Here is a 15,812-nt window from a genome sequence, read left to right as displayed (position 1 = left end):
ATGCAACGGAATTGGTTTCTAGGCGATCTATTAAACCAATTGCTGGACCGTCCTGACAAAAGGCGTGGCAAGGATGACAAACGATCCATTGCTGAACTTTGCGAGGCGCTTTTGTCCGCAGAAGGTGAGGTATCGGGCTTCACGCTCGCGTCCACCATACTTGACCGCTACCAGACCCTGGATGACGCGGGAAAACTGGACTTTTTTGTCTACTTGAATGACCAGCTTGAGTTAGACGCAGAAAAACTCGCTGACACGGCGCGCCTCTATGCCAATGATCGAAGTGTCGATCTGTATCAAAAGCTTAGTGAATCCGCAGAACCCAGGCGGCAAGAGTTATTGCGTCGGCTGAACCAGCCGTCTGGTGCGACGCAAGAACTTGTGGCTATGCGCGTTGATCTGCTGCGATTTCTCAAATCTGATGCCGAACTCAAGCGAACCGATATTGATTTTGTCCATTTGTTGCGAAGCTGGTTCAATCGAGGCTTTCTTGTTCTCAAACAAATCAGCTGGGATACGCCTGCCCGCGTTCTGGACAAGATCGTTGCATATGAGGCTGTTCACCAGATCAACGATCTGGACGACTTGAGGCGCAGGCTCTACCCACCTGACCGTCGTTGTTTTGCCTTCTTCCACCCTTCAATGCCCGATGAGCCGCTGATATTTGTCGAGGTGGCCCTTACAACTGAAATCCCGGACGCGATCGATACGCTTTTGTCTGAAGCTCGAGAACCGATTGAAGCCGAGCAGGCAAAAGTCGCGGCGTTCTACTCCATTTCAAACTGCCAAAAGGGTTTAGCAGGAATCAGTTTTGGGAACCTGTTGATCAAACAGGTTGTGACCGAACTTTCGCGAGAGCTTAGAGGTCTCGACACCTTTGTGACCTTATCGCCTATACCAGGGCTTAGCCGTTGGCTGGCCGGCGAAACAGAACATCCAGAGCACGGCCATACCGCCGAGGCCGTACTGGCAGCGACAGCCTCAGCGCAGGACGTGCGCGCGATGGCCGCCCGGTATTTGTTGCTTGCGAAGCGCGAAGATGGGATGCCGTTAGATCCCGTGGCCCGCTTTCATCTGGGCAATGGTGCTGAACTTCATGAGCTGCACGCTGACGCAGATCAGTCGCCAAATGGGCGCGCCCAGTCCGGAGGCGCGATGGTCAACTACCTTTACGATTTGAACAAAACAGAACGTCACCACGAAGAATTCGCGACACGTGCCACGATCCAAGCCTCGCGTTCAGTTCGTGCGGCTTCAACTGCGGAGCTTGCGATCAAACCAAGGGAAAATACAGCGTGACCAATACCCTCTACGAAAGCTTGTTTGCCCGCCACGAGGGCAACACGGCTCCATTCCTGCAACTCGATGATGGCAGGGTGGTTTCCTATGACGCGTTTCTGAAGCGCGCCGCACAGATCGCGCATGTTTTGCAGAACAGCGGAGTTTCTCCTGGGGATCGCATCGTAGTGCAGGCCCCCAAGCTGGCTGATACGATTGCGCTCTATGCTGCTTCGGTTCAGGCAGGTGCTGTCTACCTGCCACTTAACACTGCCTACACCATGGCAGAGTTGGACTACTTCATCTCTGATGCTCAACCGGCGATGATCATTTGCGACAGCAACGATGAAGCTGAAATCAAAAAATTGGCAGCCCAATCGGGCGCAAAGCTGCTGACCCTCGGCGGCGATAGTCCAAGCCTAAGCGTAGAGGCTGACGCACAACCCTGCGTATTCGAAACCGTGGATCGCGCACCGGACGACCTTGCGGCTTTGCTATATACATCAGGCACTACGGGCCGTTCGAAGGGTGCAATGCTAAGTCAGCGAAACCTGCTGTCCAATGCCCAAGCTCTTGTGGAATTGTGGGCCATCACCAGCGCCGATCGCCTGCTTCATGCGCTGCCAGTCTTTCACACACATGGGCTTTTCGTGGCGATGAATACGTCATTGCTCGCAGGTGCCAAAGTTCGGCTTATGGAAAAATTCGACATTGGCATGATCTTGGAAGAGTTGCCCCACTCGACCCTTCTGATGGGTGTCCCCACTTTCTACACCAGATTGCTTGCGGATGACGGTTTCACCAAAGAGGTCACAGAGAGCATGCGTTTGTTCATTTCTGGTTCGGCCCCATTGCTAGCCGAGACCCACCTAGCGTTCGAAACGCGCACCGGCCACCGCATCCTTGAGCGCTATGGAATGACCGAGACGAACATGAACACCTCGAACCCCTATGACGGTGAGCGTCGCGCAGGAACTGTCGGCTTGGCGCTTCCCAGCACCGAGGTGATCGTTACCAAACCCGAAACTGGAGAACCGCTGCCCCGGGGCGAGGTTGGAATGATCGAAGTACGAGGGCCCAATGTGTTCCAAGGCTATTGGCAAATGCCCGAGAAAACCGCCGAAGAGCTACGGGAAAACGGGTTCTTCATCACCGGAGATCTGGGTCAATGCAGCGAGGATGGTTATCTGTCGATCGTTGGTCGGTCAAAAGACCTGATCATCACTGGTGGTTACAACGTCTACCCCAAAGAAATTGAAGACGTCTTGAACGACATCGACGGCATCCTGGAATCGGCAGTTTTTGGCATTCCCGACGCCGAATTTGGAGAAGCTATAATTGCCACTCTGGTTGCCGAGCCTAGCGCGCAACTTGACATGGAACAGATCGCGGTGACCATCAGAGACAAGCTGTCGCGATTCAAACATCCGCGTCGCTACGAAATCGTCCCGTGCCTGCCGCGCAATACAATGGGAAAGGTCCAAAAGAACGTGCTGCGCGAACAGTACGCGCAAAAAGAACTGCCAATGGGTGTGTCCTAGCAGCCCGCTGAAAAACTCAAACCAACCACGACCCTTTGATCTGACAACCTCTCACTTCGAACTGCCTATTCATCAGGAGATTCACTATGACTCGCATGACGGCAAAGGACTTCGACCAGGAACTTCTGGACCTGTACGACTTTTACGCGCACGGCAAAATCACCAAGCGCCAGTTCCTGGACCGCGCCGGTAAGTTCGCGGTTGGTGGTTTATCTGCGGTCGCGTTGCTGAACATGCTCAGCCCGAATTATGCTTTGGCCGAGCAGGTATCCTTCAACGATCCCGATATCCATGCAGACTACATCACCTATCCTTCACCAAATGGAACCGGCGACGTTCGGGGCTACCTTGTTCGGCCTGCAGGCGTTGAAGAGCCCCTGCCAGCAGTGCTGGTCATCCACGAAAATCGCGGCTTGAATCCCTACATCGAAGATGTGGCGCGCAGATTGGCGAAAGCCGGGTTCATGGCTCTGGCTCCAGACGGCTTGACGTCGGTGGGCGGATACCCAGGCAATGACGCCGATGGGCGCGAGCTGCAAAAGACAGTGGACCGGGTCGAGTTGATGAACGATTTCTTTAATGGGTTCGAATACTTGTTGAACCGGGATGATTGCACTGGGAAGGTCGGCGCTGTTGGTTTCTGCTACGGCGGCGGTGTGGTCAGCGCAATTGCCGTGGCTTATCCCGAACTGGCCGCTGGTGTCCCGTTCTACGGGCGCCAGCCAGCGGCCGAGGGTGTGGCCAAAATTCAGGCACCACTACTGATTCAAATGGGAGAGCTTGATGAACGCATCAACGCAGGCTGGCCAGATTTTGAGACTGCTCTAAAAGCCAACGATAAGGTATATAAAGCTTACATTTACGAAAATGCCAACCACGGCTTTCACAATGACAGCACGCCACGTTACGATGAGGAAATGGCAAACTTGGCTTGGGACCGAACCATTGATTGGTTTAATACCTATCTGAAGTAACTGCGGGGAGCTACGAAGCCGACCTTGCGTTGATATCGCTTTGCGGACGCCCACAGTTCTCCGAGAACAAATCCCGTGAAGTCCGAGCACTCTGACTTTCGTGATTAGAGAAACCAGCCTTTCGCAGCGCTCGCAAGATCGTTCGCCATGCGAATTCACAGATCGCAGACAAACTGCGCGTTCGCTGCAGTTGCGTGAAGGTCAGCTTTCTATTCCGGAACTACCATCAGACCAACCGCGTGGGCGCCGGCGATGATGTTGCTGGCGATGTGATGCCCGAGCGCACGCAGTTCGGCGTCGGGGGCGACGATATCGGGGACCTGCACCGTTATGAGGCCCGCCGCGTGGGCCGCGCGGACGCCGTTGGGCGAATCCTCGAACGCAACGCAGTTTGACGGATCGTGACCCAGACGTGCCGTGGCATGTAGGTAGATATCTGGCGCGGGCTTGCTGGCAGCGACCTGATCACCGCCTACGACGTCGCGAAAAAGCGCGCCGAGACCCGCTCGCTCGAGATGCAAATGCGCCTTTTTCGTCTGGGTGCTGGTGGCAATGATGTAAGGTATATCCCGCTCGCGCAGGTGTTCTGCCATCGCGCGCGCACCCGGTTTGACGGGGATGTAATCCGCCAGCCGTTGCGCGATTTCGGCGTCCCAGACGGCATCAAACTCTTCCAGATTGACGCGCCCCGCTAGCCCTTCGGTCAAAAGTCGGCGTCCTAGCACACGGTTCGTGCCGACTAGCCGCCGGAACAGGTCGTCGTCTTGCGGCAATCCGAGTGCGTCAAGCGTGGTGCGGAAGCCTTCGAAGTATACCCGCTCGGTGTCGAGCAACAGGCCATCCATATCGAAGACGACGGCTTGGGGAGTAGGAAGAGGCATGAGGTGTGGCCGTGCTGAGGTTCGAGTGTGCGTAGCTTGAATGAACGTTTTCGGGCGCAGTGGAAAGGCCTTAAGCGGGCATTGCTGCCGCCCACTTAGTGATTTCTAATATCCGATTTGAACTCAAAAGTTCAAATCGCGACGTCGCTTCTTTCTTTTGTACACGTCGTCAAAAAATCGTCTCTACTTTTTTCTACGACCTCAACAAAAGCGACCGCCGCAGGGGATGGCGTTGCGTGCGGATGCATCGCGAGACCAATTTTTCGTGTCCTGACTGAATTCAGCGGTTTGCTGACCCAGCCCTCTTTACCATTCGTTGGCGGCAAGGCCATCTCGGCCACGACCGAGACGCCTTGGTTGCGCGCCACCATAGTCAACGTACTTAGCATCTGCGATGTCCGGTACCGCACATTTGGACTAAGACGGGCCTGCGTGAACAAACGGCGAATGATCCGGGCAGAACCAGATTCCGGCATGATGAATGGCATTTCGCACAGTTGCTCCAATCGGATTGAAGATTGCCTGGCCAAAGTATTATCGGCAGCAACCAAGGCGACAAACTGGTCCTGTGCCACAGGCCAGGTCCGAAAGCGTTCATCTGGTAACACGACAAAACCAAGATCAATGCGCCGGTCTTCGATCCAACGGATAATCTCATCGTCAGCGGCTTCTTCAATCAGTACTTCGATACCAGGATGGGCTGCATGAAATGCTTCGAGAAGGCGCGGCAATATCTGCAATGATGACGTGGCACCAAAAGACCCAATGCGCAGTCTGCCGGTCTGCACTCCACGATATTCCGAGGCCTCCTGATGCATAGCGTCGGCTAGCCCAAGAATTTCGCGTACGCGGGATAGAAGTCGTTCGCCCAACGGGGTCAGTTCGATTGGGGATACGGTGCGATTAAAAAGCGTGATGCCAAGCTCATCCTCAAGACTCTTGAGGGCATGAGACACTGCGGGCTGACTTATCCCAAGTCGCAATGCAGCAGCCGTAAACCCGCGCGTTTCGGCAAGAGTGACAAAAATATCAAGCTGACCAAAAGTCATAAGTAAATACTCATTTGACTATAACATAGTATAACTGAAATTCGGCATGGGCAATCCGATGTTTTAGGTGTTTCCATGTCCCAAGCCCTGTCATATCCCATAGCGTCGCAGAACGCTTTGCTTTACGTCCGGCTCTCAATGGTGGCCTTCCTGTGGGGCGGCACATTTGTTGCCGGCCGCGTCGTTTCGGGTGAAATGCCCCCTCTGGTCGCGGCAACCGCTCGGTTTGGCCTGGCAACTCTGGTATTGCTTTATCTTGTCTGGAAAGCGGAAGGTGGTTTGCCTCGCCTCACTTGGCGGCAGAGCGTGTTGATGGGGCTTCTCGGACTGTCCGGCGTCTGCCTTTACAACCTGTTCTTCTTTGCCGCTCTGGCTGAGATGCCAGCTTCGCGAACGGCACTGTTTGTTGCCTTCAATCCGATAGCCGTGGCTCTAGTCGGGGTACTGATCGCGCAACGGCTCCTACCGATTGGGCAAGTTGCCGGGATTTGTGTGGCACTAGCCGGGGCCGTGATCGTGATTAGCGGAGGGGACGTTGCCGGACTGATGACTGACGTCCGGCAGAGTTTTGGGCAGGGAGAACTGTTCATGCTGGCAGCGGTGGGTAGTTGGGTGGGCTATACGCTTCTTGGACGCAAAGCTCTAGGAAGCCTCTCGCCACTGGCGGCAACCACTTGGGCTGCGCTGATCGGGTTTTTACTTCTGGCATTGGGGTTGCCGTTGGCCGGTCCCGTGCAAGTGCCTCAGTTGCCCACGTTCACCTGCACCTTGGCCATCATCTACCTGGCCATTGGTGGAACAGTCGTGCCATTTGTTTGGTACTATCGAGGGGTACATTCGCTTGGGCCTGAGCGTGCGGCGGTGTTCACCAATCTCGTCCCCGTCTTCGGGGTAGCCCTTGGGGCTGCTATTTTGCGCGAACCGGTTGAGGTTTCCATGCTGGTGGGCGGTGCGCTAGTGATTGCCGGAGTTTCACTCACCAACCGATGATGATGTCAAATGCCAAGAAACAGTCGGTTGGACAGGTTTTTTGTAGATCGATTGCTGGCTTTCACTGCGGATCGCAACGTGTTCAAAAATCCGCAGCAATAAAGACAGGCCAGTGCTCAGCCGACCTTGGATGCGGCGCAGCAACTCGTGTCCACTGACAAATTGCTCAAACAAAGCCGGCACATAGCGGTCATTCGTTGGGGTCTTGCCATGCTGCGCTTGCAGTCCGCATTGCCGCCATTCGCTGCAAGTGCACCGTTCCAACGTTGCTAGAAGTCAGCAGCGCTGGACAGAGTGTGATTTCGCTACCGCGCCATCAATTTCTGTTTTCAAAACTCAAAGCCGCTCACTTGTTTGAGATCGAATCTTCTATTTGAGGTCGAATCTTCACACCTTCCCAAAGAATTCGCTGGTGACCGGCATGAGTGCTTACGAAAGGACTGCCCCTAAAAACGTTTGGATCATTTTGAACAAGTGACCGTCGTCAGCCGCTTTCGCTGCTCCGAAGCGGCTTTGCCAGAGACTATCAACATTCAGCCGATCCCCAACACCGACCTTTCGCGCACGCTAACCTTTGACAACGGCTTCACCTCACCGCATCGTCTCATCATGGCCTACCCCTCCAACAAACCCCAACGAGCGGACGACGCTGCTGCAGGCATCGATGTCACGGACGAATTCGAACGTTTCAACCAACGTAATGACATTTTTACCCGCGCCTTCTGGGATGAGCGTATCCGCAGCAAACAGACCGACGCGTTCTTTGCCTCGTACCGGATGGATGCCATCCCTCGTCGTGGTGACGGATTCACCCAGCGCGACTTCGCGCTTAGAAACGCCTCTTGGCTAATTTCGGACTTGATCTCGGAAAGGGCTGGCGAATCCGGTAAGCGCGAGGGCTTCCAGGCCCCCATCGACAACGACACACCCGTCGCCCCGACACAGCAACCGATTGACGATCCAGCCGCGATGGCCAAGGAAATCAAACGCATCGCCAAATTCTTTGGTGCCGATCTCTGCGGCATCACTGATCTGGATGACCGTTGGATTTACGCAACCCGCGTTGACACCCGTGATTTCTCCGACGCGCCCAACGACCTGCCAGAAGGCATGACATCTGTCATTGTGATGGGCCATCAGATGGATGAGGACCTCGTCGCCACTTATCCTTCCGCGCTCGCGGGGGCCGCCACCGGACGTGAATATTCCCACGAGGCCAGCATCGTGATGCAGCTTGCGGCCTATGTCCGAAACCTGGGCTATCAGGCCACAGCCTCTATGAACGACACCGGCCTCGTGATCCCCTATGCGATCAAGGCGGGTCTGGGCGAATATGCCCGCAATCAAATGGTGATAACACCTGAATACGGGCCGCGCTTACGGTTCTCCAAGGTTTTCACCAACCTCCCATTAGTCCATGATCCACCCAAACCCTTAGGCGTGCGTGCGTTCTGTAACATCTGCACCAAATGCGCTGATGCTTGTCCAGTCAATGCGCTCCCCTACGGCCCGCCTGAGACCTCCGAGGACCCATCGGCCATAAAAGGTGTGCGCAAGTGGACTTCCGACGCAGCCAAGTGCTTCGGATTCTGGGCTAAACTGTCCTCTGATTGTGCCATCTGCATGCGCGTCTGCCCATTTAACCGCGACTTCACGCAATGGCACCACCGTCTTTGGTTGAAGATGGCGTTCTCGCGGTTTCGCAAATTTGCTCTCTGGCTTGACCGGAACCGCGGCAAGCGCGCCAAGCCTACAGATTGGTGGCAAAGCCCTTAGTGTCAAACCTGACTGAGGCCACAGGATAGTTCCATGCATGGCAAGGCTGTTGCTTCCTCGGCGAGGCTTGTCTTGATAGGAATTCGCGACAACAGCGAAATCAAGTCTATGCAAACTCACACGTCGCAAAAAAGCCCGCTATTCAACTGTCGTTGGTGCTTGGGGGGGTATTCGGCCGAAACATGGGAGTCCATCGCGAAACCCTTGCCTTGTACTGCAAGTTGTCCGTCCAAAGCGTCGTTCCAGCCCCGGCTCTTCTACCAAATTGAAATAAAGTGTGTTGAGGAGAAAGAAGACTGTCGCCCAAAGCTGCAGGAGTGGCAACTCGATGCCACTGCTTCCGCCAGTGTCATTCGAATGGCCGATGAAAGCATGGTGTCGCGCACATAGCGATAAGGTCCGCTGACCACAATTCTTTGAGGTGGGTCCCACGGCGCAGGAGTTCCATGTCCCTCAAGAACAAGCAGTTTCATCGTCTTGGCGGAAAAGACGAACGCGGGGACCGCCAACATCGGTGCCACAACCCAATACAGTCGGTTTAGAGGCGTGGGACCGTCGGTCAGAGCGCACATCCTGTTAGAATTGGCTACACAGATGCGTCCGGGTTCGACTTCTTTGGGTGAACTAAAGGCTGACCAACGCGATCAAGCGCAACAAATTGGCTCAAATTATTGCGCACTCCCAAGCCCGAACGAAAGAAGGCTTAGAAGGCGGCTTTGCGGAAATATTACAAACGTGACCTTGTCGTTTCATGTAAATGCGTTTTTCGAAATTCCGAAGGTGTCATCCCAGTTTGAGCGCGAAAGGCGCGGTTGAATGGCCCCAGTGAGGAAAATCCCACATCGTAAGCGATGCTCAGGACCGAACGCTCTGCCAACTCGGGCGATGACAACATGGATTGCGCCTCTTGAATGCGGAACGCGTTCACGAAGCTCGCAAAATTCCGGTGCCCCAAGCCTTGATTGATTGCGGACCTAATGCGGTGTTCCTGTGTCCCAAGATGTGCGGCCACTTGGGCAACGGTCAACCTTTCGCATCGCCACAGCCCCTCAGACATCGCGGTTTCAATACGTGTCATGAGCGCGGACTGCGCTGGGTTGGCTTGGTCACCCCGCTTTGGCGGGCGCGGTATCCAGATGTCTGGAACCACGCGAACCGACCACAGCAGGAACGCACTTGCAGACAGGAAAAACGCACTCGCCTGTAGTGAAAATACCCAGACAGGAAGCGCTTTATCCAGATGCGTGATTTCAAATCCGGTAATGAGAATTCCCAAACTGAGGATCCAGATCAGAAACCAACGCCGAAACCGGCGACGGGCCTCGATCAGATCCCCTGCCTGACCTGAAACTACGATCCACAGGCTATGGAAAAAGAAGATCAGTACGCAGATACCGCGAACTACACCAAGTTGCAGCTGTAGTTGAGAGAGCCATGCCAATCCGACTATCAACACAGCGATCAAGATCTGCCAAGGTCGAACAAAAACGTCATCCTGGAACAGCTCAATCACGGCCCAATAGAGCAAGACAGGGATCACACCTGCGATCATCACAAGCACAATCCGAACCGGGCCGTCGGTTAGATCAATGCTTGGCGAGGACACAATCAAGTAGGGGCCAAAACTGAGGCACAGCAAGACTACTGCCATGCTTTTCCGCTGGAATCCCCCGTTTCTCATGAAGACAGCGGCGCATAGCACGAGTGTGCCGATGGCACTGCCGCGCAGGAAGATATCCAAAATCATTGGGTCTGACATCACATGCGCAATCGAAGTCGGATTTACCCCGCCGGTCAACGGTATAGCCATGCTGAAACTGAAAAATCCTCGCCGATTTTGCAAGAAACGGGTCGACTTTCAAACTCAGCGTGCTCTGATTTGCTTCGCTGGCCACTGTCCGCCACATGTCAATTCGCATTCGGAGCAGACAATGACTCAGTTAGCCACACTCCTGTCCATCTACACGGATGTCTTCGGCGGAGACCTCTTACGCTATATTTTTGGCGCCGGCGGCACGTATCTATTGATCAATATCATGCTGGCACGGCATCTTTTTGCACAGAAAATTCGACCCTCTGCAGTGCCACAAGGTCAAATCCTCCGCGAGATACTGACAAGCCTGCGCACAGTGCTTATTTTTACTGCCGCAGGGACATCCATCGTGCTTGGTGCAAGGGCAGGTGTCATCACAATCTACCAAGACATAGCCGCATTTGGCTGGACCTATTTCGCGTTCAGTATCGCGGTGTTGATTGCCCTTCATGATGCGTGGTTCTATTGGACGCACCGTGCCCTGCACTACCCGCCCCTGTTTCGCCGGTTTCACCGCTTGCATCACAAATCACACCAACCAACTCCCTTCACCTCCTACAGCTTTGACGTTGGCGAAGCCCTGGTGAACGCTGTCTACTTGCCTTTGGTTCTGATCATTCTGCCAACACACCCAGTCGCTCTGTTCATCTTTGTGACCCATATGATGCTGCGCAATGCAATCGGGCACTGCGGGATCGAAATCTTCCCCGCCAACGCAAAAGGCAAGCCGGTCTTTGGCTGGCTCACGAGCGTTACTCATCACGATATGCATCATGCGCATGCGCGCTATAACCACGGGCTCTATTTTTCTTGGTGGGATCGGCTTATGAAGACGGAGCATCCAAGATACTTGACCGAATTCGCCCGCGTCGCACCGCGTTTGCCCGTCCGAATTGTCAAAACAGCTTTTTTGGTGATTGTGGTTGGCGTCGGTATGTTGGCCAGCCAAGGACATGCCTTTGACCTTAAAGGCCACTACGCATCCCCCGGGCTCGGCGTGATTGTCGCTTTTGAAGACTGCGCATCGAATGAAGCAATGAAGTGTGGACGTCTTGTTTGGGTTTGGAACAAGGACGATACGCCTCATGCGCAGATTGGTGATATGATCCTGACCGAATTGGTCTTTGACGGCACGGTATGGGAAGGGGCACTACGCGATCCAGAAACAGGACGGACATATCGTGGATCCATCCGGCAATCGGCCAAGCACCAGTTGACACTTAAAGGCTGCGCTGGAGTATTCTGTGCACATCAAACCTGGCATTCGACCCAGTACCTCAAAACTGTGCTCAAACGTCATGAGAATTAGGTACAAGGCCGTCTCCAAAGACGGCTCTGAGCTGCCGTTGACCGGTGCCCATCAATGCTGCGGTTGCACCCGCATTCCAGACACTCGCTGCAACGCAAACTCAGTAGCTAACCGCACTCACAGTATGCGCAAAAAGCCGGCCATTACTTTCTCAACTTCAAATGTCCCCATTGCCCTTGAACGTCTCAGAAACGCATCTCTAAAATGTTGATCTGTTCAATTAAAACAAAATAGGCTGGCGAAAAACGCCAGCTCTATACAATTGGTGTGAGGATCGTGTGGATTATCCAAGCGGTTTGTATACGACCGCATCAATCTCGACCTTGGCGTCTACCATGATTTGTGAACGGACTGTGGAGCGCGCCGGGCCTCCGTTGGGAAAATAGTCTGCATAGACCCGGTTGAACGTCCAAAAGTCGCGGGGATCATCCAGCCAGACACCAACTTTTGCTATATCATCCAGGGTGCAGTCAGCCAGTGCAAGAGCTGCTATCAGGTTTTCCATCGTTTTCCGGGTTTGCGCCTCAATACCACCCGCTTCGATTTCGCCGTTTTCTTTCATCGCAACCTGTCCGGAAATGAACACAAAATCTCCGGCTCTTACCGCAGGTGCAAAGGGAAGCGGTTGCCCGCCTGCTCCGGTTCTGTCATCGCCCAAACGCGCGATCTTTTTCTCTGTCATTGAAGTGATTTCCTTCTGTTAGGTTTTTCCGTAAGGAATTGGATCCACGGCGCCATAGCCTGTGGTTGATCGGGCTGCTCCCTGGTTCGCAAGCTCAGCTGATTTCAGGACATCTTTGCTTTTCAGGTAGGCAGACAGAAATATTCCGTTGAAACAATCTCCGGCACCGGTGGCATCAACCGCTTTAACCATCACGCCGGGGATAGTGTGTATGCCTTGCGCTTCAGACACGGATACGCCGTCCGCGCCCAGTGAAAGTGCCACAATGTCTGCGCCCAGATTGTGGTAGAAGCTGATGATTTCCCCAGGGCTGTGAAGGCCCGTCAACTGGCGGGCATCATCGAGCCCTGGTAACGCAATATTGCACCTCTTCATTACATCGTGGGTAACCTGTCGTGCCTTGTCCAGTGGCCAAAGGGCTGTGCGTAAATTGGGATCGAAGGCAAAAGGTGTGCCGGACCTATACGCTGTTTGGATTGAATGTAGAGTTGTTGACCGTAGCTCAGGACTTCCTCCAAGGCTGATGCCGGAAGTATAGAACATTCTTGCGCCGGAAATTGCATCATCCGGAGCCTGATTTGGGAGCATCCGGCTCGCAGCGGAGCCTTTCCTGCGATAGACGAAATGGTGACCGTCATCATTATGAAAAACAAAGTACAGCCCAGTATCTTCGCCAGAGGCCATTTCCACATGTTCGTGGTTTACACCTTCCCTGGACCACAGGCTCCTGAGCTTTTTACCAAATTGATCGCCACCGATGCGGGTGATCAAAGCAACTTTCGTCCCTTGTCTCGCGGCCGCGACGGCGACGTTGGAAACGTCACCACCGAACCCGCCTTTAAACGAACCATCCGGGCAAGCGGTTAACTCGAACAGGGGTTCCCCTAAACATATGAGGTCAGTCATATCGCACCTTGTTGATACCCGTCGCCGTCATCAGTCATTGGCGAAGTTTACGCTGTTTACTGAATCTTGCCCCGTGCTGCGACGGGCACGGACCCCAGCGCGCTGTCTCCGCGAGTGGTTTCGATCTGATCCACCATATTGGTGACTACACAGGCATGGTTTGGAATGATCTGGATACGATCTCCGACACTCAGATCGATTTTGGCAGCCTTCAGCACACCATGTTCTTCTGATAGGCTCTGGACCAAAATGTCCGGTCTACCTAACACGTGTCCGTGGCCTTCCAATCCCAACAAGTCTGAAGTCAGCACTTTTGATCCCGCATCTATTACGGCACGATTGTCGGCAGGGACTGAGATCACCGTAGCAAGAACGCTCAACGCACAATCCTCCCAGGTACAGATACCCCGTGCCTGTAATGAACGGTCGTTATAGATGTAGGTACCAATCCGATATTCTGTTGCAATCGGAACATCTTGGGCCTTCCACATGCCCGGTGAACCACCATGGGATACGACGTGTACTGGCAGCCCGATCTCTTCAATTTCATGTTTGGCCTGGGTGAGCCATTCTTGAACCTTCACCTCCTGTCCTACAGGCGGGTAGGTCATGAGACCACGAAACGAGACGCCCGGCTGGGCATCGATGTAGCGCGCGAGGTCCCTTGCCTGCTCAGGTGTGGTTACGCCACATCGTTCCGCGCCCGTGTCACATTCAACCAACACTCCGAGCGGGTTAGGTGCATCCGCAAAAAACCGTGCTAAGCCGTCAACAATATCGGTGTTGTCCGCTACAACAGACAATCTCACCTTTTCCGAGAGGGCACGCAAACGAGCCAGCTTGGCCTTACCGAAGATGTTAAAGGTGATCAGCACATCATCAATGCCACCTTCGGCAATCATTGCCTCAGCCTCACTAATTTTCTGGCAGGTAATGCCAATGGCACCAGCCTCTAATTGCCGTCGCGCCAGCATGGGAAGTTTGTGGGTTTTGATGTGCGGTCGAACGCTGAGCCCGTGTTTCGCACAATGCTGCTGAAAGCGGTCGATGTTTGCTTCGGCAATATCCAGATCGACTAGGACAGCCGGTGTGTCGATATCAGGAAAAATCATTCCACAACCTCCCTGTGAGGGTTTTTGACGATGGGCCAAATTGGACGTGTCAGGTTCTTGTAATGTGTTTTGGTGGGATCATTCGGATAGGGGCCTTCGACGGCTGCATAGATTATCGCAGCAGCGACGTCGGAGAACGCACCGTGGAAGTGGTTTGTGGACTTGACGACCAATATCTTCTTGTCAGTGATGTCGATGCCGAGGTTGGTGAACAGGTCTGGCGAAAATGCCTGACTTCGGTTTGAATTCAGAACAACCTCGATCCCACCCAAACGTATGACAGAGCAGTCCCCCATCGGAACAACGGATGCACCAAAACTCTGAACCGCATTGCGCTGGTTACGAACGACCGTAACTGTAGCGTCAATTGGCTTCCCCGCCAGAGCTGATGTTTTGCCGCCAAAGCGAAGGTCGAACACTGCGCCTTCACCGGCTGCATGGCAAAGGCGAACCGCCATAGGATCCCAAATCGTACCGAATGCTACGGATGTGAGCTTCTGAACAATAGCTTCCTCAATAATGAGCGTTGAATCCCCCGCTACGCCTCCACCGGGATTGTCCCAAACGTCCGCCACGACCACTGGCCCATGTATTGCTTTGCTTGCCTCTCTCAGTGCTTCACCGGGCGACAGGTAATTTGGCTTTGTCTGCCCGCGGAAGGAAAACAGTTCAGCCCCCAGTTTCTGAGCCAAGCAATCCGCCTTGGGCTGGTCATCGTCGGTCAGAACGACAATCTTAGCGCCAAGGTCCGGAGAATCTCCGGCCATGAATCCATGAATAACGGAAGCAGAGAGAACCTCACCATTTGCCTCCATCTGCTTTAGTTGATCGACAAACCCGCGCATAGGTTCCTGACTGGTCGGCAGAATATCCAACATGCGCACGTCAAAAACCGAAGTGACGGGCCGAATTTCGCCTTTGATAGTTCGCAACGTCAGATCGACACAGGCTTCTCCTGCTTCAACAAAATCAGTATGTGGAAACTCTTTGAACACAGTGATCACGTCAGCATTGGTTACTCGTCTGTCGCTGAGGTGGCTGTGAGGATCGAAGCTCGCTCCGATAACAGATTTCGGCCCGACAATTGCTCGAATTGCTTCGATCAAATCGCCTTCGCAATCCAGACAATCCTCGGAGATCATCGCCCCATGCAGACCTAGAACAACACCATCCAGAGGCATTGCAGCCGTCACCTGGTCCAGCACCTCTTGTTTCAAGCGCGCCCATGTCTCGCGATTCAACAATCCGCCTGGCTCTGCCCATGTGGCGGTTCCCTCAATCAACTCCAGCTCATTCGACTGCGCCCTTTTCCTCAATGCAGGAAATACGGCACTGCAAAGCGTTGGGGTTACGGGGTGCTTGCCTGGAGGTGCATAGAAGCTCTGCTCAAAATCGGAAAAGTCCGTACGCAGGGGAGAAAAGGTGTTCGTTTCGGTTGCGAGGGACGCACAGAAGACCCGCATGTTCAATCCAATTTATTGCTTGGGTCGGAGACCAAAAG

The 15,812-nt window shown here is 54.0% G+C and carries 13 protein-coding genes; 6 read left to right on the top strand and 7 right to left on the bottom strand.

Annotation, left to right across the window (positions count from 1 at the left end; all coding sequences use genetic code 11):
* From AC2FIO_RS13970 to yghX, 3 genes are all read left to right on the top strand, one after another.
* Positions 1 to 1,299 carry a malonyl-CoA decarboxylase gene (locus tag AC2FIO_RS13970; protein WP_496698374.1) on the top strand — a complete coding sequence of 433 codons (1,299 nt, stop codon included), beginning with the start codon at positions 1 to 3 and terminating at the stop codon, positions 1,297 to 1,299.
* Positions 1,296 to 2,819 carry a malonate--CoA ligase gene (locus tag AC2FIO_RS13965; RefSeq protein WP_496698372.1) on the top strand — a complete coding sequence of 508 codons (1,524 nt, stop codon included), beginning with the start codon at positions 1,296 to 1,298 and terminating at the stop codon, positions 2,817 to 2,819. Before AC2FIO_RS13970 ends, AC2FIO_RS13965 begins: the two co-directional genes overlap by 4 nt.
* A gap of 86 nt (positions 2,820 to 2,905) precedes the next feature.
* Positions 2,906 to 3,793, top strand: coding sequence for a YghX family hydrolase (gene yghX, locus AC2FIO_RS13960; protein ID WP_496698370.1), 888 nt, complete (start codon positions 2,906 to 2,908; stop codon positions 3,791 to 3,793).
* Between the two features lie 209 nt (positions 3,794 to 4,002).
* Here the strand turns inward: yghX and AC2FIO_RS13955 are convergent, their stop codons facing one another.
* A complete protein-coding gene (locus AC2FIO_RS13955; protein ID WP_496698367.1) occupies positions 4,003 to 4,674 on the bottom strand; it encodes an HAD family hydrolase in 672 nt (223 codons plus the stop codon).
* Positions 4,675 to 4,805: 131 nt separating this feature from the next.
* The gene (locus tag AC2FIO_RS13950; protein ID WP_496698365.1) at positions 4,806 to 5,723 is read right to left on the bottom strand and encodes a LysR family transcriptional regulator; all 918 of its coding nucleotides are present in this window, start codon (positions 5,721 to 5,723) and stop codon (positions 4,806 to 4,808) included.
* Between the two features lie 75 nt (positions 5,724 to 5,798).
* Between AC2FIO_RS13950 and AC2FIO_RS13945 the strand changes: the two genes are divergently transcribed.
* Both AC2FIO_RS13945 and AC2FIO_RS13940 read left to right on the top strand, forming a co-directional pair.
* On the top strand, positions 5,799 to 6,713 hold the full coding sequence (locus AC2FIO_RS13945; RefSeq protein ID WP_496698363.1) for a DMT family transporter: 915 nt from the start codon (positions 5,799 to 5,801) through the stop codon (positions 6,711 to 6,713).
* A 609-nt stretch (positions 6,714 to 7,322) separates the two neighbouring features.
* A complete protein-coding gene (locus AC2FIO_RS13940; RefSeq protein ID WP_496698361.1) occupies positions 7,323 to 8,489 on the top strand; it encodes a reductive dehalogenase in 1,167 nt (388 codons plus the stop codon).
* Between the two features lie 727 nt (positions 8,490 to 9,216).
* Here AC2FIO_RS13940 and AC2FIO_RS13935 read toward each other — a convergent pair.
* Entirely contained in the window at positions 9,217 to 10,299 is a 1,083-nt protein-coding gene (locus AC2FIO_RS13935) for a helix-turn-helix domain-containing protein (protein WP_496698359.1), read from the bottom strand.
* Here AC2FIO_RS13935 and AC2FIO_RS13930 point away from each other — a divergent pair.
* Complete coding sequence (locus AC2FIO_RS13930) at positions 10,298 to 11,611, top strand: sterol desaturase family protein (RefSeq protein ID WP_496698357.1); 1,314 nt, start codon at positions 10,298 to 10,300, stop codon at positions 11,609 to 11,611. The genes AC2FIO_RS13935 and AC2FIO_RS13930 overlap by 2 nt on opposite strands.
* A 283-nt stretch (positions 11,612 to 11,894) precedes the next feature.
* Here the strand turns inward: AC2FIO_RS13930 and AC2FIO_RS13925 are convergent, their stop codons facing one another.
* From AC2FIO_RS13925 to AC2FIO_RS13910, 4 genes are read right to left on the bottom strand one after another with little or no spacing between them, the layout of a single operon-like run.
* Positions 11,895 to 12,293: a RidA family protein gene (locus tag AC2FIO_RS13925; RefSeq protein ID WP_282170031.1), complete on the bottom strand. Its 399-nt coding sequence runs from the start codon at positions 12,291 to 12,293 to the stop codon at positions 11,895 to 11,897.
* Between the two features lie 18 nt (positions 12,294 to 12,311).
* Positions 12,312 to 13,199: a sugar kinase gene (locus tag AC2FIO_RS13920; protein ID WP_496698354.1), complete on the bottom strand. Its 888-nt coding sequence runs from the start codon at positions 13,197 to 13,199 to the stop codon at positions 12,312 to 12,314.
* Between the two features lie 56 nt (positions 13,200 to 13,255).
* On the bottom strand, positions 13,256 to 14,311 hold the full coding sequence (locus tag AC2FIO_RS13915) for a D-TA family PLP-dependent enzyme (protein WP_496698352.1): 1,056 nt from the start codon (positions 14,309 to 14,311) through the stop codon (positions 13,256 to 13,258).
* Complete coding sequence (locus AC2FIO_RS13910; RefSeq protein ID WP_496698351.1) at positions 14,308 to 15,774, bottom strand: M81 family metallopeptidase; 1,467 nt, start codon at positions 15,772 to 15,774, stop codon at positions 14,308 to 14,310. The genes AC2FIO_RS13915 and AC2FIO_RS13910 overlap by 4 nt, the downstream gene beginning before the upstream one ends.
* Between the last annotated feature and the right edge of the window lie 38 nt (positions 15,775 to 15,812).

The organism is Ruegeria sp. CDSB086 (genome assembly GCF_059611065.1).
This window is presented reverse-complemented; position numbering and strand designations above follow the sequence as displayed.